At 60.6% G+C, this 21069-nt stretch carries 19 protein-coding genes; 13 read left to right on the forward strand and 6 right to left on the reverse strand.

What is annotated here, in order from left to right:
• Nucleotides 1-15 precede the first annotated feature (15 nt).
• The 5 genes from folK (at nt 16) to acs (ending at nt 6479) form a co-directional block, all read left to right on the forward strand.
• On the forward strand, nt 16-495 hold the full coding sequence (gene folK / locus ABQX22_RS14715) for a 2-amino-4-hydroxy-6-hydroxymethyldihydropteridine diphosphokinase (RefSeq protein ID WP_349800592.1): 480 nt from the start codon (nt 16-18) through the stop codon (nt 493-495).
• 333 nt (nt 496-828) lie between these two features.
• Nucleotides 829-1629 carry a 3-methyl-2-oxobutanoate hydroxymethyltransferase gene (gene panB / locus ABQX22_RS14720; protein ID WP_349800593.1) on the forward strand — a complete coding sequence of 267 codons (801 nt, stop codon included), beginning with the start codon at nt 829-831 and terminating at the stop codon, nt 1627-1629.
• Entirely contained in the window at nt 1626-2477 is an 852-nt protein-coding gene (panC, locus tag ABQX22_RS14725) for a pantoate--beta-alanine ligase (protein WP_349800594.1), read from the forward strand. Before panB ends, panC begins: the two co-directional genes overlap by 4 nt.
• A 275-nt stretch (nt 2478-2752) precedes the next feature.
• On the forward strand, nt 2753-4417 hold the full coding sequence (gene pgi / locus ABQX22_RS14730; RefSeq protein ID WP_349800595.1) for a glucose-6-phosphate isomerase: 1665 nt from the start codon (nt 2753-2755) through the stop codon (nt 4415-4417).
• A gap of 124 nt (nt 4418-4541) precedes the next feature.
• The gene (acs, locus tag ABQX22_RS14735) at nt 4542-6479 is read left to right on the forward strand and encodes an acetate--CoA ligase (RefSeq protein WP_349800596.1); all 1938 of its coding nucleotides are present in this window, start codon (nt 4542-4544) and stop codon (nt 6477-6479) included.
• Between the two features lie 218 nt (nt 6480-6697).
• Here the strand turns inward: acs and ABQX22_RS14740 are convergent, their stop codons facing one another.
• The 6 genes from ABQX22_RS14740 to ABQX22_RS14765 form a co-directional block, all read right to left on the reverse strand.
• Nucleotides 6698-7450, reverse strand: coding sequence for an SDR family oxidoreductase (locus tag ABQX22_RS14740; protein WP_349800597.1), 753 nt, complete (start codon nt 7448-7450; stop codon nt 6698-6700).
• Nucleotides 7447-8985 (reverse strand): FGGY-family carbohydrate kinase, encoded by a 1539-nt coding sequence (locus ABQX22_RS14745; protein WP_349800598.1) that lies wholly within the window; start codon nt 8983-8985, stop codon nt 7447-7449. Before ABQX22_RS14745 ends, ABQX22_RS14740 begins: the two co-directional genes overlap by 4 nt.
• Nucleotides 8986-9128: 143 nt before the next feature.
• Nucleotides 9129-10211, reverse strand: coding sequence for an alcohol dehydrogenase catalytic domain-containing protein (locus ABQX22_RS14750; RefSeq protein ID WP_349800599.1), 1083 nt, complete (start codon nt 10209-10211; stop codon nt 9129-9131).
• 150 nt (nt 10212-10361) lie between these two features.
• The gene (locus ABQX22_RS14755) at nt 10362-11342 is read right to left on the reverse strand and encodes an ABC transporter permease (RefSeq protein ID WP_349800600.1); all 981 of its coding nucleotides are present in this window, start codon (nt 11340-11342) and stop codon (nt 10362-10364) included.
• On the reverse strand, nt 11326-12837 hold the full coding sequence (locus ABQX22_RS14760; protein WP_349800601.1) for a sugar ABC transporter ATP-binding protein: 1512 nt from the start codon (nt 12835-12837) through the stop codon (nt 11326-11328). The genes ABQX22_RS14755 and ABQX22_RS14760 overlap by 17 nt, the downstream gene beginning before the upstream one ends.
• Nucleotides 12838-12920: 83 nt before the next feature.
• Nucleotides 12921-13868 (reverse strand): substrate-binding domain-containing protein, encoded by a 948-nt coding sequence (locus ABQX22_RS14765; RefSeq protein ID WP_349800602.1) that lies wholly within the window; start codon nt 13866-13868, stop codon nt 12921-12923.
• Between the two features lie 208 nt (nt 13869-14076).
• Between ABQX22_RS14765 and vapB the strand changes: the two genes are divergently transcribed.
• The 8 genes from vapB (at nt 14077) to ABQX22_RS14805 (ending at nt 20965) form a co-directional block, all read left to right on the forward strand.
• The gene (gene vapB, locus ABQX22_RS14770) at nt 14077-14307 is read left to right on the forward strand and encodes a type II toxin-antitoxin system VapB family antitoxin (RefSeq protein WP_349800603.1); all 231 of its coding nucleotides are present in this window, start codon (nt 14077-14079) and stop codon (nt 14305-14307) included.
• Nucleotides 14307-14714, forward strand: a complete 408-nt coding sequence (gene vapC / locus ABQX22_RS14775) for a type II toxin-antitoxin system tRNA(fMet)-specific endonuclease VapC (protein ID WP_349800604.1) — start codon at nt 14307-14309, stop codon at nt 14712-14714. The genes vapB and vapC overlap by 1 nt, the downstream gene beginning before the upstream one ends.
• A gap of 183 nt (nt 14715-14897) precedes the next feature.
• The gene (locus ABQX22_RS14780; RefSeq protein ID WP_349800605.1) at nt 14898-15725 is read left to right on the forward strand and encodes an NAD-dependent epimerase/dehydratase family protein; all 828 of its coding nucleotides are present in this window, start codon (nt 14898-14900) and stop codon (nt 15723-15725) included.
• 67 nt (nt 15726-15792) lie between these two features.
• The gene (locus ABQX22_RS14785; RefSeq protein WP_349800606.1) at nt 15793-16680 is read left to right on the forward strand and encodes a glucurono-1,5-lactonase; all 888 of its coding nucleotides are present in this window, start codon (nt 15793-15795) and stop codon (nt 16678-16680) included.
• A gap of 58 nt (nt 16681-16738) precedes the next feature.
• A complete protein-coding gene (locus tag ABQX22_RS14790) occupies nt 16739-17722 on the forward strand; it encodes a TRAP transporter substrate-binding protein (protein WP_349800607.1) in 984 nt (327 codons plus the stop codon).
• Nucleotides 17723-17792: 70 nt separating this feature from the next.
• A complete protein-coding gene (locus tag ABQX22_RS14795; protein ID WP_349800608.1) occupies nt 17793-18320 on the forward strand; it encodes a TRAP transporter small permease in 528 nt (175 codons plus the stop codon).
• On the forward strand, nt 18321-19601 hold the full coding sequence (locus ABQX22_RS14800; RefSeq protein WP_349800609.1) for a TRAP transporter large permease: 1281 nt from the start codon (nt 18321-18323) through the stop codon (nt 19599-19601).
• A 602-nt stretch (nt 19602-20203) separates the two neighbouring features.
• A complete protein-coding gene (locus tag ABQX22_RS14805) occupies nt 20204-20965 on the forward strand; it encodes a hypothetical protein (RefSeq protein ID WP_349800610.1) in 762 nt (253 codons plus the stop codon).
• Nucleotides 20966-21069 lie beyond the last annotated feature (104 nt).

The raw sequence follows: 21069 nt of genomic DNA on the forward strand, positions 1-21069 counted from the left end.
GAAGGATCGTTGGGCATGGAACGTGTGTACATCGGCCTGGGCAGTAATCTGGCTGACCCGGCCGAACAGTTGCGCGCTGCGATCACCGCGTTGGCGCAACTGCCCTCAACCGAGCTGTCGGTCGTGTCTTCTTTTTATGTCAGCGACTCGCTGCTCCCCGGGCAGCCGCGTTACACCAACGCCGTTGCCGCACTCGACACTTCGTTGGAGCCTCTGGCGTTGCTGGACGCGCTGCAAGCCATCGAGATCGATCAGGGACGAGAGCGCCATGAACGCTGGGGGCCTCGCACGCTGGACCTCGACATTCTGGTGTTTGGTGACCGCCTGATCGACGAACCCCGGCTCAAAGTCCCCCATTACCACATGCAGGCGCGTGCGTTTGTGCTCTACCCGCTGGCCGAACTGGCGCCAGGGTTGGTACTGGCCGATGGGCGAATGCTGAATCAGCTGCTGGCCGAGTGTCCTTTCGAAGGGCTGGAGCGGATCCACGGCTAAAGGTGTAGGAGCGCGCTTGCCCGCGATACGCTGCGTGCATCCAACACGTGTGCCGTGGCTGACTCCGCAATCGCCGGCAAGCGCGCGCCTACAAGCGTCAGGCCAGTCCAGCTCAGTACCACCCTCCCGGTAACATCCCGTCAAAACCGGTAACACCCGGAATTGACTTCCCGCCCCCTCCTCACGAAGATAAGCGACCCAAAGCCGGCGTACCGGCCAAAAGGCGCGAAACAGGCCTTTGCAAACATCGCGAAACGACGATGTGCCTGCTTTTCAGAATGAATCACGCGTGGCTCGCCGTCGGATTCATAGCGCCTGAATGAGGACTTTTTGATGCCAGATATCACCGTTACGTTCCTGCAGGCCTTGAAGCAAAAAGGTGAAAAAATCACCATGCTGACCTGCTACGACGCGACCTTCGCCCATGCTGCCAGTCAGGCCGGTGTTGAAGTGTTACTGATCGGCGACTCGCTGGGCATGGTCCTGCAGGGTCACGACAGCACACTGCCGGTGACCAACGCCGAGATGGCTTACCACGTGGCGTGCGTCAAACGCGGCAATCAGGGCGCGCTGATCCTCGCCGACCTTCCCTTCATGGCCTATGCCACCCTTGAGCAGACGTTTGCCAACAGCGCAGCGCTGATGCAGGCGGGCGCGCACATGATCAAGGTAGAAGGTGCGGCATGGCTGGCTGAGCCCATCCGTTTGCTGGCCCAACGCGGCATCCCGGTGTGCGCGCACATGGGGCTGACGCCTCAGTCGGTCAACGTCCTCGGCGGCTACAAGGTTCAGGGTCGGCTCGAAGAGCAGGCGCGACAAATGCGGGCCGATGCGATTGCGCTGGAGCAGGCGGGCGCGGCGATGATTCTGCTGGAGTGCGTGCCCAGTGAACTGGCCGTCGAGATCACCCACGCGGTGAAAATCCCGGTCATCGGGATTGGTGCCGGCAGCGGCACGGATGGTCAGGTGTTGGTGTTGCACGACATGCTCGGCCTGTCGATCACTGGCCGCGTGCCCAAGTTCGTGAAGAACTTCATGGCCGGCCAGCCTGATATTCAATCAGCGATCCGGGCTTATGTCGCCGCCGTCAAAGACGTCAGCTTCCCGGCTCCCGAACATGGGTTTTCGGCATGAACACAGTCAAATCCGTCCGCGATGTACGCGCGGCCGTGGCCCGGGCCCGCTCCGAAGGCAAACGCATTGCGCTCGTCCCAACCATGGGCAACCTGCACAGCGGCCATGTTGCCCTGGTGACCAAGGCCGCCCAGCGCGCCGATTTCGTGGTGGCGAGTATCTTCGTCAATCCGCTGCAGTTCGGTCCTAACGAGGACCTGGCCAGCTATCCGCGCACGCTGGCCGCCGATCAGGAAAAACTCCTGCAGGCCGGTTGCCACCTGCTTTTCACCCCGACCGTGGAAGAGATGTACCCCCATGGCATGGCAGACCAGACTATTGTTCGGGTGCCGGTGGTGTCCGAAGGCCTGTGCGGCGGCAGTCGGCCGGGGCATTTCGACGGTGTTTCTACGGTGGTCAGCAAGCTGTTCAACATGGTCCAGCCTGACATCGCAGTGTTCGGTCAGAAAGACTTCCAGCAGTTGGCGGTGGTCAACGCACTGGTGCGTGACCTGAACATGCCGATCCAGATTATTGGCGAGCCCACCGTGCGCGCGGCGGACGGTCTTGCGCTGTCCTCGCGCAACGGTTATTTGAACGAGTCCCAGCGCGCCGCCGCCCCGACGCTGTATCAGGTGCTCAAAGGGATCGCCGAGGCTGTGCGCAGCGGGCAACAGAATCTTGAGCAATTACTGAGCAGCGCCAAACGCGATCTGGAAGCCGTCGGATTTCGGCCGGACTATCTGGAAATCCGTCAGGCCGTCACGCTTCGCCCGGCCACGCCGGAAGATGACGATCTGGTGATTCTCGGTGCGGCCTATCTGGGGACAACCCGCCTGATCGACAATCTGCATTTCAGTCGTCAATGAGCGCAGGGGCCCGTGGTTCGGTACCGGGTTCGTAGCCCGGGATCGCGCCGGTGCAAAAGCGCGCCGGCAATGAACTTAGCCACACCGGAAATGCCATATCGGTACAGTTCAATGAAACGGCTACAGTTCCGGTAGGAAAAAGTACCGAGTAAAGGTAAAGCGAGGCGCAGACAGCCGTGCGTCCGGGGCGTAACCTCCGTTCCAAGTATTCGAGTCTGTGTTCAACCTGGCTTTTGTGTCCAAAAGGCAGTTCAAGTACAAGGAAACCCGCAGCGATGGCGTACTACCGCACTCCTCATGACGTGACTACCCTGCCCGCCTGGCAGGGGCTCAAACAACACCGCGAAGCCATGCAGGATTTCAGCATGCGCGATGCGTTCAATGCAGACCCGCAGCGTTTCGACGAATTCACCCTCAGCAGCGCCGGCCTGTTTCTCGACTATTCAAAAAACCTGATCACCAAAGAAACCCGCACGTTGCTGGTCAATCTGGCCAATGAAGTGGGTTTGAAGGAAGCCATCAAGGCGCAGTACGACGGCGAGTTGGTGAACGCGTCCGAAGGTCGCCCGGCGTTGCATACCGCGCTGCGTCGCCCGGTCGGTGACAAGCTGCTAGTCAACGGCACCAACGTGATGCCGGAAGTGCATAAAGTGCTGAACCAGATCACTGACCTGGTCGGACGCATCCACGACGGTCTATGGCGCGGCTACACCGAGAAACCGATTACCGACGTCGTCAATATCGGCATCGGCGGCTCATTCCTCGGCCCCGAGCTGGTTTCCGAAGCGCTGTTGTCCTACGCGCAGAAAGGCGTGCGCTGTCACTATCTGGCGAACATCGACGGCAGTGAGTTTCACGAGCTGACGATGAAGTTGCGCGCCGAGACCACGCTGTTCATCGTCTCGTCGAAGACCTTCACCACCCTGGAAACCCTCAAGAACGCCACCGCTGCACGTGCCTGGTACCTTGCGCAAGGCGGTTCCGAGGCCGAGCTGTATCGTCACTTCATCGCGGTGTCGAGCAACAACGCCGCCGCCGTGGCATTCGGCATCCGTGAAGAAAACATCTTCCCAATGTGGGACTGGGTTGGCGGTCGTTACTCGCTGTGGTCGGCCATCGGCCTGCCGATTGCGCTGGCCATCGGTATGTCCAACTTCAAGGAACTGCTGTCCGGCGCCTACACCATGGACCAGCATTTCCAGAACGCTTCGTTCGAACAGAACATGCCGGTCCTGCTGGCATTGCTCGGCGTCTGGTACGGCAACTTCTGGGGCGCGCAAAGCCACGCGATCCTGCCGTACGACCACTACCTGCGCAATATCACCAAGCATTTGCAGCAGCTGGACATGGAATCCAACGGCAAGAGCGTCCGTCAGGACGGCACGCCGGTCAACACCGACACCGGCCCGGTCATCTGGGGCGGCGTCGGCGCCAACGGCCAGCACGCGTACCACCAGTTGCTGCACCAGGGCACCCAGCTGATTCCGGCGGATTTCATCGTGCCAATCGTCAGTTTCAATCCGGTCTCCGATCACCATCAGTGGCTCTTCGCCAACTGCCTCTCGCAAAGCCAGGCGTTGATGCTGGGTAAAACCCGCGCCGAAGCCGAAGCCGAATTGCGTGCCAAGGGCGTCGCCGAGGAAGAAGTGCAGCGTGTTGCGCCGCACAAGGTGATTCCGGGCAACCGTCCGAGCAACACGATTGTGGTTGAGCGCATCAGCCCGCGTCGTCTCGGCGCACTGGTGGCCATGTATGAGCACAAAGTGTTTGTACAGAGCGTCGTCTGGGGCACCAACGCCTTCGATCAATGGGGCGTGGAGCTGGGGAAGGAACTGGGCAAGGGCGTCTACTCGCGCCTCACCGGTGAAAACGAAGAGGCGGCCGAAGACCAGTCGACTCAAGGGCTGATCAATTATTTCCGTGGTCGTCACCGCGGCTGATACAGGCCAGGCGTCATCCTCGAAACCCGCCGCCCCGCAAGAGGCGGCGGGTTTTGTGCGTCTGAACCTCAGGATTTCCTACTACGCTCATGGCACGTGTTACCCACAAGAATAAGGAGATGCCATGTTCAATCTCAGCGATTACCCTCAGGCCGATGCCGTACGCAAGGCGGTCAACTTGAGCGCGGACGATTACGCGCGCCTGTACCGGCAATCGGTCGAACAACCTGATGTGTTCTGGGCTGAGCAGGCCAAGACTTTTCTGGACTGGTATTCACCCTGGGACGAGGTGCAGCGTTCGGACATCAACACTGGGCAGGCGCAGTGGTTCAAAGGCGGCACGCTCAACGTCAGTTACAACTGCATCGACCGCCATCTGAAAGACCACGGCGATGACGTGGCGATTATCTGGGAGGGCGACAATCCTGCCGAATCCGCTGAAATCTCCTACAAAAAACTTCATCACCATGTCTCACGCCTGGCCAATGTGCTGAAAGACCGCGGTGTTAAGAAAGGTGATCGCGTGTGCATTTACATGCCGATGGTGCCGGAGGCGGCGTACGCGATGCTGGCCTGCGCGCGAATCGGCGCGGTGCATTCGGTGGTCTTCGGCGGGTTTTCGCCGGATTCACTGCGCGACCGGATCCTCGACGCCGGCTGTCGTACCGTCATCACCGCTGACGAAGGCGTGCGTGGCGGCAAATACGTACCGCTCAAGCAGAACGTCGACAAGGCGCTGCAGAGTTGCCCCGAGGTCAGCACCGTGGTGGTCGTGCAGCGCACGCAGGGAGAGGTTGACTGGGTGGACGGCCGCGACCTCTGGTACCACGAGGCGGTACACAGCGTCAGCGCCGATTGCCCGCCGGAGCCGATGGACGCTGAGGATCCGCTGTTCATCCTCTACACCTCCGGCAGCACGGGCAAACCCAAAGGCGTGCTGCACACCACCGGGGGCTACCTGTTGCAAGCGGCGATGACCCACAAATACGTGTTCGACTACCGTGATGGGGAGATCTTCTGGTGCACCGCCGATGTGGGCTGGGTCACGGGTCACAGCTACATCGTCTACGGTCCGCTGGCCAACGGCGCCACCACCCTGATTTTCGAAGGGGTGCCCAACTACCCGGACAGCTCGCGGTTCTGGAAGGTGATCGACAAGCACCACGTGAACATTTTCTACACCGCGCCGACCGCGTTGCGCGCGCTGATGCGCGAGGGAAGCAAGCCGTTGCAGGACACCTCGCGAGAAAGCCTGCGGTTGCTCGGTTCTGTCGGCGAGCCAATTAACCCTGAAGCGTGGGAATGGTATTTCCATAAAGTCGGAAAAGAGCGTTGCCCCATCATCGACACGTGGTGGCAGACCGAAACCGGCGGCATCATGCTGACCCCTCTGATCAGCACCCAACCGCTGAAACCCGGCTGCGCGACCCAGCCGATGTTCGGTGTACAGCCGGTGCTGCTGGACGACAAAGGTCAGGAGCTCGAAGGCGCCACCCGCGGGTTGCTGGCGATCAAGGCCAGTTGGCCGGGGCAGATTCGCAGCGTGTATGGCGATCCGCAGCGCATGGTCGATACCTACTTCAAGCCCTATCCCGGTTATTACTTCACCGGCGACGGCGCTCGGCGCGACGAGGACGGACACTACTGGATCACCGGGCGCGTGGACGACGTGATCAATGTGTCCGGTCACCGGATCGGCACGGCGGAGGTGGAAAGCGCGCTGGTGTTGCACGACAGCATCGCCGAAGCCGCTGTGGTCGGTTACCCCCATGAGGTGAAGGGCATGGGCATCTATGCGTTCGTGACGGTCATGGACGGGGTTGAGCCCAGTGATGAGCTGAAAAAGGAACTGCTCGCCCACGTAAGCAAGGAGATTGGCAGTTTTGCCCGGCCTGAGCTGATCCAGTGGGCCCCTGCCCTGCCCAAGACCCGTTCGGGCAAGATCATGCGCCGCATCCTGCGCAAGATCGCCTGCAACGAGCTGGACAGCCTGGGGGATATTTCGACGCTGGCGGATTCCAGCGTGGTGGAGGGGTTGATCGAGAAACGGCTGAATCGGTGAACCGAAACGCCTACCCCACCTGCAGGAGCGCGCGCCTATTCGTACATTCCGATTGATATGCAGGCTGGCATTGAGTTGCTGCCCGGCCGGGCGAGCGGTTTGACACGAGCAGCAACTGTTGGAGCGAGGCTTGCCCGCGAAGCTTTTCAGGCCAATGAGATGTATCGAAGCTGACTGCCTCTTCGCGGGCAAGCCTCGCTCCAACAGGCTTACGATGGCTACCGGCTGGTATACCCCCCATCAATCGGCAACGACACGCCGCTGATCATCGACGCCGCGCTGCTCAGCAGAAACAGGATCGGCGCGGCCACCTCGGAGGTCTCCGCAAATCGCCCTAGTGGAATCGCCGCCAACGCCGGGTCGCGCTTGCTCGGCTCACTCCAGGCCATGATCGCCATGGGCGTAAGCGTCACGGTTGGGTTCACGCTGTTGACCCGAATCCCGAACTTGCCCCATTCCGCGCATTGCACGCGGGTCATGGCGTCCATCGCGCCCTTCGAGGCGCAGTAACTCAAGTGATCGTCCAGCGCCACCAGCGACGCCTGGCTCGACACATTGACGATGCTGCCCGCCACGCCCGCCTCGATCATGGCTTTAGCGACTGACCCGGCCACTAACGCTGCGGCGCGCACGTTGACGCCCATAACGTGATCGAATGCCTGGGGGCTGACCTCGGTGGCCGCCTCCAGCACCGACACGCCCGCGCAGTTGACCAGACCGTGCATCACCGGCAGCGCCTGTAGCGCCGCTGCCAACTGCGCGTTATCGGCCATGTCCACCTGCAGCACGTTGCAGCCCTTGGCCGCGAGTTTTTCCAGCGCCGACTCATCACGGCCCATGGCGTACACCTCGGCGCCATTGCTCAGCAGTTGCTGCGTCACTTCCCAACCGATGCCGCTGCTGGCGCCGGTCACCAGCACCCGCTGACCGCTGAAATCGAACGTTGCGTTTGGCTGTGGGTGAACAGTCATGATGACGCTCCTTGCAGGCGATGCATGATCGGTTTCAGTGCCGGGTACAACGCGACGTAATCGGCGAATACCGCTGTGTACAGCTCAACGTTTTCAGGCGTGGGCTCGGCGCGCAGTTCCAGCTCGACCCAGCCTTTGCGCACTTGTTCCTCGTCCACCAGACCCACCGCGTGAGCCGCTAACAAGGCTGCGCCCAGCGCGGCTTCCACGTCCTGAACGATGGTGTAGACCGGGTAGCCGGTGACGTCGGCGATGATCTGCATCCACAGGTCGGAATGGCTGGCGCCGCCCACCACGATCAGCCGTGGATCCAGCGACTGTGCACCCCGCGTGCCCGCTTCTATGTTGTGGCGCAGGGCAAAGGTCACGCCTTCCAGCACCGCGCGATAGAGGTGGGTGCGGGTGTGATAGAGGTTCAGGCCGACGAAACTGCCGCTGGCCTTGGCGTCCCAGACAGGGCTGCGTTCGCCCATCAGGTACGGCAGAAACACCAGCCCGTCGCTGCCGGCCGGCACCTTGCTGGCAGCGCGCTCGAGAATCGCGTGGCTGTCTTCGCCCGTCTCGCGGGCTTGCTGTTCTTCGCCCTGACAGAACTGCTCGCGAAACCAGCTGACCGAAGCGCCCGCCGTGATCGCGCCGCCGAAGATGTAGAGGTCTTTGGCGCCGTTGTAGACATGGGGGAAGCTAACCAGCCCGTGGCGCGCGTCCACCTGTTGATTGAGATAGCCCCAGCACATGCTGGTGCCGATCATGGCCACGTGGTTACCGGCCTGGGTGACCCCTGCGGCAAAGGTCGCCATGGCCGCATCGACGCCGCCACCGAGCAACGGAATGCCCGCCTCCAGGCCAAGCCGGTCGGCCCACTCTGCGTGCAGGCCGCCCACCACGTCGCCCGAATGCACCAGACGCTCGGGCATCATCGACAGCGGGATGCCCAGCGCATCGAGCATTTCCACCGACCATTGCCGTTTGGCCACGTCATAGACGCCGCCGATATTGCCCGCCGAGCTGTGGTCCACCGCCACTTCGCCCGTCAGGCAGTAGTTGATGTAGCTGTTGGGCGGCAGCAGGTAGCGGGTCTGCTCCCAGACCTGTGGCTGCTTTTGCTTGAGCCAGAGCATTTTGGTGAAGCCGTAATAGCTGTCCACCGAATTGCCGGTGATGTCGTACAGGCGTTCAAGGTCGATGTGTTGATTGACCCATTCCACCTGTTCACCCGCGCGCCGGTCCATCCAGATCAGGCACGGATAGAGCGGTTTTATCTGCGCGTCGACAGCAATCCCGGAACCGCCATACAGACTGCTCACGCACAGGGATTTGACGCTGTCCCTGGGCACGGCGGATTTGCGCATGCACTGGGCGATGCAGGTCTCCACGGCGTCCAGCCAGACCTGCGGCCATTGCTCGGCCCAGCGGGGTTTGGGTGTGTCGACTTTGTAGCCGTGACTGTGCTGCGCGACGATCCGCCCCTCGGCGTCCACCAGCAGGGCTTTGGTGCTCTGGGTGCCGATGTCGACGCCGATGACGTAGTCCATTTGGGGTTCTCTCTTGTTATGGGGTTTTGCAGTGGGCGTGCGGTGCCTGAGCTGACGCCTTCGCGAACACGTTCGCTCCTACAGAGAACTGTGCCAAATCTGTAGGAGCGAATTCATTCGCGAAGGCCCATCCGCAGATCAACTTAAACGGGCTTCAACAAGACCTTGATCGATTTGGTCGAGTCCGCCAACGCGAAGGCTTCGGCGTAGTCGTCCAGGCCGAAATCGTGGGTGACGATGCCTTTGGAGGTCACCAGCCCGCGCTCGAACAGGTCGATGGCAACCGGGTAGCAATATGGCCCCAAGTGCGCGCCGCGAACGTCCAGCTCCTTGCGGTCGCCGATGATCGACCAGTCGGCGCTGGTCTCGGCACCGAACACGCTGAACTCGACGAAACGGCCCAGTTTGCGGATCAGGTCCAGCCCCTGGGTCACGCCAATCGGCACGCCCGTGGTTTCGATGTACACATCGCAACCGTAGCCGTCGGTCAGGCTGTTGATAATGGCCTTGGCGTCGTCGCGGCTCGGATTGATCACCACGTCGGCACCGTACTTTTTCGCCAGCTCCAGGCGCTCGTCGACCATGTCGATGACCACCAGCTTCTTCGGGGTTTTCAGCGCAGCGACCTGCACCATGCATAAGCCCAACGTGCCCGCACCGGCAATCACCAACACGTCGTCCAGTTGCACGTCGCCGCGGTTGACGGTGTGAATCGAGCAGGCCATCGGCTCGATCAGCGCCGAGTCTTCCAGCGAAACGGATTCAGGAATCTTGTGCACGATGGCGGTTTTCGGGATGCGCATGTACTGCGCCATGCCGCCTTCGGCGACGTCTTTCTGGAAGCCGAAGATGTTGTGCACTTCGCACATCCAGTACTTGCCGGATTTGCAGAACTTGCACTTCTCGCAGGGCACGATCTGCTCGGCGATGACTTTGTCACCGACCTTGACGCCGAAGTGCTCTTCACCGCCCTCGCCCACCTGCTCGACATAACCGAAGAACTCGTGCCCCGGAATCACCGGCGCCTTGACCCACGGGCTTTCGCCGCCCCAGAACATAGCCGCGCCCGAGTGGCACTTGCAGTCACTGGCGCAGATGCCGCAGGCACCGATGCGGATGACCAGCTCATTGGCACGCGCCTGGGGCATGCCGACACGCTCCAGACGGTAGTCTTTTGGCGCATGGCAGACGACGGCTTGCATGGTGTTTTGTGTGTTTTGTTCCATGACGATTCACCTTTCGAGACCGCTGAAGAGTTCAGCCGATATGACCTGTAGGAGCGCGCTTGCCCGCGATGCGATAAACCCGGCGATGCGAGGGCGTCTGACCCACTGCTATCGCGGGCAAGCGCGCGCCTGCTGGGTGTTGTTCATTCCCTATTTATGCCGCTGCCGGCTGATAAAGATCGCCAGCAGAATGATTGCGCCCTTGATCACGCTCTGCACATACGGCGAGACGCCGAGCATGTTCAGGCCGTTGTTGAGTACCCCCAGCAGCATGGCACCCACCAGCGTGCCGACAATCACCCCGCGACCACCGGCAATCGACGCACCGCCCAGCACCACCGCCGCAATGGCGTCCAGCTCGAAGCCGACACCGGCGTTAGGCTGGCCGCTCATCAGGCGCGAGGACAGCACAAGCCCGGCAATCGCCGCGGTCAGGCCGCTGATGGAATACACCAGCAGCTTGTAGCGCGAGGCGCGAACGCCGGACAGACGGACCGCCTCTTCGTTGCCGCCGATGGCGTACACGTAACGCCCGACACGGGTGTGCTGCAGCAGGACCCAAGCGACGAAGTAGGTCAGCAGCATGATCAGAATCGGCACCTGAACGCCGAACAGCGTCCCGCGACCAAACCAGGAGAACCAGTCCGGCATGCCGGAAATCGGGTAGCCGTCGGTGTACATCAGGCCCAGGCCGCGGGCGATGCCCATGGTTGCCAGCGTGACGATGATCGGCGGCATTTTCAGGTACGCCACGAAGATGCCGTTGCCGACGCCAAAGCCCACGCCGATCAGCAACCCGATCAGGATCGCAATCGGCGGCGGCACACCCGCCACCATCAGGCCGGTGGTCAGCGTCCCGGACAGCGCCATCACCGGGCCCACCGACAGATCGATGCCGCCCGTGAGAATCACGCAGGTCATGCCCACCGCGATGATCGCGTTGATGGACACCTGCCGGGCGATGTTTTCCAGGTTGGCGCCGGTGAGGAATTTGTCGCTGGCGAAGATCATGAAGATCGTCACCACCACCAGCCCCACGAACGGGTAGAACGCCGGTGAGCGGATCAGTTGGGCGAAGTTGAGCTTCATCCGGCTGGGTTGAGTGTTCATGGCTTTAATGGAGGTGTTCACTGTTCAGACTCCCGGTGGCGTGGCGCATCACCTCTTGCGGGTTGACGTTGGCCGCCTCCAGCACGTTGACGATGGCGCCCTTGTGGAACACCGCGACGCGATCGCACATGCCGATGATTTCCGGAAGCTCCGAGGAAATCATGATGATCGCGAAGCCCCGCTCGGTGAGCTTGCGCATGAGGGCATAGATTTCGGCCTTGGCACCGACGTCGATGCCGCGGGTCGGTTCGTCGAAAATGAGGATGTCGCAGTGGTGGTTGATCCAGCGTGCGATCACCACCTTTTGCTGGTTGCCGCCGCTGAGGTTCAACACCCGGCTTTCGCAGGTCGGCGCCTTGATCGACAGTTGTTTCATCAGATCAGCCGTGGTGTCGTTTTCCTTGCGCCGGTCCAGCAGATGGCTGTGGCCTTCGTACTTGCCCAGATTGTTCAGGGAAATGTTTTCGCGAATGCTGAACTCCACGATCAGGCCTTCGCTCTTGCGGCTTTCCGGCAGCAAGCCGATGCCGTTGGCCAGCGCGTCAGCGGGATCACTGAGATTCACCGACTGGCCGCGCAGCAACACGTCCTTGCTGACCACCGACAACGCGCCCATGACCCCGAGCGCCAGCTCCGTGCGCCCCGACCCCACCAGCCCGGCGAAGCCAAGGATCTCACCCTTGTGCAGTTTGAAGCTGTTGTGCGGGCCGTTCTTGATGATCTGGATGTCGCGGACTTCCAGCAGCACTTCGCTGCCGGGGGTCGTGGTTTTCGGCGGGAAACTGGCTTCCAGCCGTCGCCCGACCATCATTTCCACCAGCGTGTCGATATCGCTGTCAGCCACGGTCAATGCGCCGACATTGCTGCCGTCGCGCAACACGCTAATGCGGTCACAGACCTGAAAGATCTCCTCCAGGTGATGGGAAATGAAGATCACCGCCACGCCCTGGCTTTTCAGCTCGCGCATGATGCCGAACAGCAGCTCGGCTTCGGACGGCGTCAGGGTGGCGGTGGGCTCATCCAGAATCAGCAGGCGCGCTTCCAGGGCCAGGGCCTTGGCGATCTCGACGAACTGCTGCTCGGCCACACTCAAATGCTGCACCGAGCAATCCAGATTGATGCGCACGCCCAGGCGGTCAAACAGCGCGATGGCCTTATCCCGCATCTCGTTTTTGCGCAGCAGGCCGAAGCCGTTGACGATCTCGTGGCCGAGGAAAATATTCTCCACGGCGTTGAGGTACGGGATCAGGCTGAATTCCTGAAAGACGATGCCGATGCCGGCGGCGATGGCTTCGTTGTACGTTGCGAAATGCTGCACCGCGCCATCGATCAGAATGCTGCCCTGATCCTGATGCTCGACCCCGGCCAGGATCTTCATCAGCGTCGATTTGCCCGCGCCGTTTTCACCCAGCAACGCGTGAATCTCCCCGTGCTCGACCTGCAGATTGATCGATTTGAGCGCATGCACGCCGGGGTAGCTTTTACAGATGTTTTCCAATTGCAGAAGGCTGCTCATGCGCACCTCGTGACACCAGAACTCGCTCGGACAGTGAAGGCCCGTAGAGCAGAATAGCTGCCCGACGGTCCCTCACCGGCGTTTCACCAGGAGAAGGTTTTGGCCTTGGCCTGATCCACCAGCAGGATGTCGACGGGGATGGCCTTGGGCACTTGCGAGCCCCACTTCCTGGCCAGCGCGATGCCCAGCGCCAGACGCACCTGGTCGCGCGGGTATTGCGCGGAGGTGGCGATGAACTTGCTGCCCGGTTTCTGGATTTCCTTGATGGCGTCCGGCGAGCCGTCGACGCTGGTCAGCTTGACGTCCATGCCGCTTGAGTCGATGGCGGCGAGGGCACCCAGCGAGCCGTTGTCGTTGACGCTGAACAGGCCTTTGAGGTTGGGCTGCGCCTGGAGCATGTTTTCCGTCACGCTCAGCGCCTGATCCCGTTCTTGCTTGCCGTTCTGGATGCTGACGATCTTGATGTCGGGGTGCTTGGCCAGTGCGTCTTTGCAACCACGGACCCGCTCCAGGATGGGCACCACGGCGATGCCGTCGAGAATGCCGACGTCGCCCTTGCCGCCGATGTTTTTGGCCAGGTATTCACAGGCCTGCACGCCGGCGTCGTAGTTTTTCGAGCCGACGAAGGAGTCCAGCGGGCCGTCGGCCTGGGCGTCCACGGCCACGACCACCACGCCCTTGTCATGAGCCTGTTTGACGGCGGACTGCACGCCCACGGAATCGGTCGGGTTGATGATCAGGATATCGATGCCCTTCTGCAGCATGTCTTCGATGTCACTGAGCTGCTTGGAGACATCGTGCCGCGCATCGGTCACCAGCAATTCGGCGCCAATACTTTTGGTAGCGTCCTCAAGGGCGGCTTTCATGGTCACGAAGTAGGGGTTGTTGATTTCCTGGAACGAGGCGCCGATTTTCATCGGGCCTGTCTTGGCAGCGTCAGCCGCCTGAACCGTCATGGCGCCGCCGCACGCGATGGCAAAAGCGAGCGAGCACACAACCGTGGAGAAGCCTTTCTTGGGGCGAATTGTCATGGCGAAAAATCCCGTTGTTTTTATTTTTAAAGCGGAGATGTCATCGTTAACATTTTGGAAGCTAGCAGAGAAGATTGGGGTGTGCAACTGGTGTCATAACGATGCGAACTACCGGACTGTCGGTGCATCAACGTATATCCCGTTGACATATACCCGTGCATTACTAAACTTGCGTGCTTAACCGGTTCGTGAATCAGGGGAGACAGAAATGGAGCAATCAACACTATTTAAAAGCAACCGGAGTCAGGCTGTGCGATTGCCAAAGGCTGTGGCGTTGCCAGAGGACATCAAGCGAGTTGATGTCATAGCAATAGGTCGTACACGCATAATCACTCCAGCGGGCGAATCGTGGGATAGCTGGTTTGAAGGCGCTGGTGTCAGTGAAGATTTCATGACTGACAGAAATCAACCCGCAGACCAGCACCGCGAGTCTTTCTGATGCTGCGATTCATGCTGGATACCAACATTTGTATTTTCACGATCAAAAATAAACCTGCGCGGGTTCGTGAGGCCTTTAACCTCCATCACGGGCAGCTGTGCATCAGCACTGTCACGCTGATGGAGTTGATCTACGGGGCGGAAAAGTCATTGGCCCCTGAGAAAAATCTTGCCGTTGTCGAAGGATTCGCCGCAAGGCTTGATGTGCTCCCTTACAGCGTTAAAGCCGCGGCACATACGGGCATGATCAGAGCCGAACTAGCCCGAGCCGGTACGCCTATCGGACCCTACGATCAGATGATCGCCGGCCATGCGCGATCGGAAGGGCTGGTTGTTGTCACGAACAACCTAAAGGAATTTGATCGTGTGGCTGGGCTTCGTGTGGAGGACTGGGCGCAAGATTCATAAGAATCTGCACCTCCCTTTCTTCAATATGCCTTCGGGACCGTAAACGCCGTCTGGAAGCGTATGGATGCAGCGTTGTCCACCATGGTCGCGTTGACATTTCCCACACGCCCTGCCGATAATTCCGCGCATGTCATACGACGACAGATGACGCCAATAACAACAACACCTGAATCAGGGCTTCCTATGACCACTAGCACACCTGGCCAGACTCCCTTCAATCGGCTGCTGCTCACAGGCGCCGCGGGCGGGTTGGGCAAAGTCTTGCGCGAGTCTCTGCGCCCGTACACCCACATTCTGCGACTGTCCGACATTTCGGAAATGGCCCCGCCCGCCGGCAGCCATGAAGAAGTCCAGCAGTGCGACCTTTCCGACAAGCAAGCCGTTCATCAACTGGTCGAAGGCGTCGACGCGATCCTGCATTTTGGCGGCGTGTCGGTCGAGCGTCCGTTTGAAGAGATTCTCGGCGCCAACATCAGCGGCATCTTTCACATCTACGAGGCGGCGCGCCGGCATGGCGTGAAGCGGGTGATCTTCGCCAGCTCCAATCACGTCATCGGTTTCTACCGCCAGGATGAAACCATCGACGCCAGTGCCATCCGCCGCCCGGACAGTTACTACGGGCTGTCCAAGTCCTACGGCGAAGACATGGCCAGCTTCTACTTCGATCGTTACGGCATCGAAACCGTCAGCATCCGCATCGGCTCCTCGTTCCCGGAACCGCAGAACCGTCGAATGATGAGCACCTGGCTCAGCTACGACGACCTCACCCAGTTGATCTACAAAGGGTTGACCACGCCGAACGTCGGTCACACCGTGGTCTACGGCGTGTCCGCCAACCGCGACGTGTGGTGGGACAACCGCCTCGCCAGCCATTTGGGTTACGAGCCCAAAGACAGCTCCGAAGTGTTCCGCGCCAAGGTTGAAGCCCAACCGATGCCCGCCGCCAATGATCCGGCGATGGTGTATCAAGGCGGTGCATTTGCTGAGGCGGGCCCCTTCGGCGACGAATGAGTCAGGCGCAGTCGCCGCCAAAGCGCTGGCGGCTGACGACATGAAACCGTTCACGGAAGGATCCGCCATGCACGCTCAACTGATACTCGACGCACGCAATGCCACCGGCGAAAGCCCGGTGTGGGACCCGCAGGAACAGGCGCTGTATTGGGTCGACATTCCCGCTCGGCGCCTGCATCGGTGGAGCCCGCAGGATGACCGGGCCCAGAGCTGGGAAGCCCCGGAAATGATCGCCTGCATCGCGCGCTACGGTGACGGCAGCTGGATCGCCGGCATGGAGCGCGGCCTGTTTCGCGTCCGGCCAAGCAGTGACGGAACACTGGCGAGCACATCCCTGATCAGCGTCGATCACCCCCAGGGCGACATGCGCTTCAATGATGGCCGTTGCGACCGACAAGGTCGTTTCTGGGCCGGCACCATGGTGATGGACATGGCCGCCAACGCGGTCGCGGGCTCAATGTACCGCTACAGCGCCGGACAAAGCACGCCGCTGGAGCCACAGCTCACCGGTTTCATCGTGCCCAACGGCCTGGGGTTCAGCCCCGACGGCACCACGATGTACCTCTCCGATTCCCACCCCACCGTGCAGAAAATCTGGGCGTTCGACTACGACACAGACAGCGGCACGCCGCATAACCGTCGTCTGTTCGTGGACATGAATCAGTTCCCCGGCCGTCCGGATGGCGGCGCGGTGGATGCCGACGGCTGCTACTGGATTTGCGGCAACGACGCCGGGCTGATCCACCGCTTCACGCCCGCCGGCAAACTGGACCGCTCCCTGGCCGTACCGGTGAAGAAACCGGCCATGTGCGCGTTCGGCGGCAAGGACCTGGACACGCTGTTCGTCACCTCCATCCGCCCCGGCGGCGACATCAGCGACCAACCCATGGCCGGCGGCGTGTTCGCCCTGCAGCCCGGGGTCAAGGGGCTGGAGGAACCTGCATTCAAGGGCTGAAACGCTCCCGTAAGTCACCCACGCTGGCACCTATAAAAACAACAAACTGGAGAACTCCATGGATTTCAAACGCACAGTGCTCGCCCTCGCCCTCCCCCTGGCCTTCGGTTTTGCAGGCCTCGCTCAGGCTGAGATCAAGATCAAGTTCGCGGAAGTTCACCCGGCGGGTTATCCCCCGGTAGTGGCTGAACAGCAGATGGGCAAGAAGCTCGAAGAGCAGAGCAAAGGCGAGATCACGTTCAAGATGTTCGCCGGGGGCGTGCTGGGCTCGGAAAAGGAAGTGGTCGAGCAGGTGCAGACCAATGCCGTGCAAATGACCCGGGTCAGCCTCGGCATCGTCGGGCCGGTAGTGCCGGATGTGAATGTCTTTAACCTGCCGTTCGTGTTTCGTGATCAGGCGCACATGCGCAAGATCATCGATGGCGACATCGGCCAGGAAATCCTCGATAAGATCACCAACTCTGAATTCAATCTGGTCGCCCTGGCCTGGATGGATGGTGGCACGCGCAACCTGTACACCAAGAAACCGGTGCGCCAGATCGGCGACCTCAAAGGCATGAAGATCCGCGTGCAGGGCAATCCGGTGTTCATCGACACCATCAACGACATGGGCGGCAACGGCATTGCCATGGCCACCGGCGAAATCTTCAGTGCGCTGCAGACCGGCGTGATCGACGGCGCGGAGAACAATCCGCCGACGCTGCTTGAGCACAACCACTACCAAAGCGCCAAGTTCTACACCCTGACCGAGCACCTGATCCTGCCGGAGCCGGTGGTCATGTCCAAGGCCACCTGGAACAAACTCACGCCTGAGCAGCAAACGCTGGTGAAGACCCTGGCGCGAGAAGCACAGATGGAAGAACGCGTGCTGTGGGACAAGAAATCTGCCGAAGCCGAGACCAAGCTCAAGGCCGCAGGCGTCGAGTTCATCACGCTTACGCCTGAGCAGAAAAAAGCCTTCTTCGACGCCACCCAGCCGGTGCGCGACCAATACGGCGCGCTCTACAAAGACCTGATCAGCCGCATCGAAGCCGTTCAGTAAGCCCCTTTGTTCTGATAACGCCGCGGTGACAGGTGCATGCCTGCTCGCCGCCGCCGTCGTGGTGATTCCCATGAAAAACACCGTTCTGCGCATCAACGACCGGATCTATCAGCTGTGCATCGGCATCGCGGGCCTGTCCGTGCTGACCATGACCCTGATCATCCCGTGGGGCATCTTCGCCCGCTACGTACTGGGCAGCGGCTCAAGCTGGCCGGAACCTACCGCCATTCTGCTGATGGTGGTGTTCACGTTCTTCGGTGCCGCCGCCAGCTACCGGGCCGGCGCACACATGGCCGTCGCGATGGCGGTGGATCGCATGCCGGATCAGGCGCGCAAGGCAGCGGCAATCCTGGTTCAGGTGCTGATGGCGGTGGTGTGCGTGTTCATGATCACCAAGGGTTTCAAACTCAGCGCCAACACCTGGAATCAGTTTCTCGGTGAAATGCCCGGCCTGCGGGTCGGCATCTCGTACCTGCCGATCCCCATCGGCGGTGTGCTGACGCTGATTTTCGTGCTGGAAAAAATGTTTCTGGGCGATCAAAGCCACCGCCGCGTGCTGCGGTTTGATGTGATCGAAGAAAGCGAAGGAGCCGCATGAATGGACGCATTTATCTTGTTGGGCAGCTTTATCGCACTGATCCTGCTAGGCATGCCGGTGGCCTACGCCTTGGGGTTGTCGGCGCTGGTGGGCGCGTGGTGGATTGAAATCCCGTTCGACGCGCTGATGATTCAAGTGGCAGGGGGCGTGAACAAGTTCTCGCTGCTGGCGATTCCTTTCTTCGTGCTGGCGGGCGCGATCATGGCCGAGGGCGGCATGTCCCGCAGGCTGGTGGCGTTTGCCGGGGTGCTGGTGGGGTTCGTGCGCGGCGGGCTGTCGCTGGTGAACATCGTGGCCTCGACCTTCTTTGGCGCCATCTCCGGGTCATCGGTGGCCGACACCGCGTCGGTGGGTTCGGTACTGATTCCGGAAATGGAGCGCAACGGTTATCCCCGGGACTTCTCCACCGCCGTCACAGTCAGCGGCTCGGTGCAGGCGTTGCTCACACCGCCCAGCCACAACTCAGTGCTCTATTCGCTGGCTGCCGGCGGCACCGTCTCGATTGCCTCGCTGTTCATGGCCGGCATCCTGCCCGGCCTGCTGCTCAGCGCGGTGATGATGGGGCTGTGCATGATCTTCGCCCGCCGCCGCAACTACCCCAAGGGTGAAGTCATCCCGCTGCGTCAGGCGCTCAAGATTGCCGGCGACGCGCTGTGGGGCCTGATGGCGATGGTCATCATCCTGGGGGGCATCCTGTCGGGGATCTTCACTGCCACCGAGTCGGCTGCCATTGCAGTGCTGTGGTCGTTCTTCGTGACGATGTTCATCTACCGCGACTACAAATGGCGCGACCTGCCCAAACTGATGCACCGGGCCGTGCGCACTATTTCCATCGTGATGATCCTGATCGGTTTTGCCGCCAGCTTCGGCTACATCCTGACGCTGATGGAAATCCCGATGAAGATCACTACGGCGTTCCTGACCCTGTCGGACAACCGCTACGTGATCCTGATGTGCATCAACGTCATGTTGCTGCTGTTGGGGACCGTGATGGACATGGCGCCGCTGATTCTGATCCTGACGCCGATCCTGCTGCCAGTGATCATCGGCATCGGCGTCGATCCCGTGCACTTCGGCATGATCATGCTGGTCAACCTGGGCATCGGATTGATCACGCCGCCGGTGGGGGCTGTGCTGTTCGTGGGTGCGGCGGTTGGTAAGGTGTCGATCGAAGCCACGGTCAAAGCCCTGCTGCCGTTTTATGTCGCACTTTTCGCCGTGTTGATGGCCGTCACCTACATCCCGGCCATCTCGCTCTGGTTGCCGAGCGTGGTGCTGTAACCAAGATAAAATGCTCGTCATGCAAACCGCCTTTCGGGGCGGTTTTTTTTCGCGCCGAATCCATCGATCGGTCCGCACGTTTGTTAACGGAAGATGCGTGCGCAACAAAATGTGACACAGATTTGATACATATTTCAGGTGCCAACTTGCCACGAAAAACCAGCGATCTGTTGCAAAAACGGACGAAATCTTTATCTCTGAACGGAAAACGAAATAGTTTGAAATATTTTCATTCAACGGCAAGCGAAGCCTGTGCTAGCTGCTAGTCTCTGGCCTTGCCGCCGCTGAAACAGTCTGTAACACCCCTGTTTCCCGGCTGTTATCAACGTACCCAATATCACCAACACCCTGTGAATGGCTGCGAAAAAGCAGTAACCCGGTGTCCGGTAATTTTCCATCACCGACTGTGCGAATACCTGGAATAACGGGCGCCCACATCACAGCCATTGACCCGTTGAACCGTCTTGATGACAACGATTACACCCGGCATTTGGCGTGCGCTGCATCCATCGACGGAAGCGGCGCAGCGGGCAATGTCGTACCGGGCTGACCCCATGTGACCGCACGGATGCTTTACCAGTGGTTTTGACCGAGGAGGCGCGATGCCTTACACGACATTTTCCGATGCCCAGATCACCCGCTTGATTCAAACCATTAACCAGCAGGGTTATGCGGTATTGCCCGACTGGGCCAGCAGCGAACAACTGGAACAGCTCAAGACCCTTGTCGTCAGCGCCGTGGCGGCAGCGGGCAATGACTATGTAGCCCTCACCGGGAGCGAAGCCGTCGCCGGCACGCCCCTTCAGGATTGGGGCACATCACGGGCATTCATCGATTTATGCCGACGGATCGTGGTCGGCGCGACCGGCCAGGAGGCCAGGGACCCTGGCTTGCAACAGACCCTGCGTTGCCTCACTGGAGATGGGGGACGACGGGAGTCGCTGATTTTCCATTACGACTCGTTTGTGCTGACGACGATCATGCCGGTGTGCATGCCGGACGATGGCGAAAGCGGTGATCTGTTGATGTTGCCCAGCCGCCGCCCGCTGCGTCGCCATTACGCACTGAATCTTCTGGACAAACTGCTGGTGGACAACCGATGGATGCAGCGTCGCCTGGCAAAGCGGTATGCCACGCAAGCCGAAACGTTCACCCGGATCCGCATGTTGCCCGGCAACCTGTATCTTTTCTGGGGCTACCGATCGCTGCACACTAATCTGCCCGTCGCCCAGGACGCCTTGCGCGCCACGGCGGTGTTCCATTATCACAACGTGCACGGCAGCAGTTCGCTGGCCAACCGGATCAGAAGCGCTGTGAACAGGCTCAAGCCGGTATCGGTGCCGGTGGATGCGGTCAACCCCTGAAGCCGTTTTCGCCAACAAGTTGGCTCCTACAGAACCGCGGCGCTGTAGGAGCGAATTTATTCGCGAAGCGGTCTGGCAGGTGCGTCGCATCATACCTTTCGCCA

The sequence above is a fragment of the Xanthomonas sp. WHRI 1810A genome, assembly GCF_040202885.1.
Lineage (GTDB): Bacteria > Pseudomonadota > Gammaproteobacteria > Pseudomonadales > Pseudomonadaceae > Aquipseudomonas.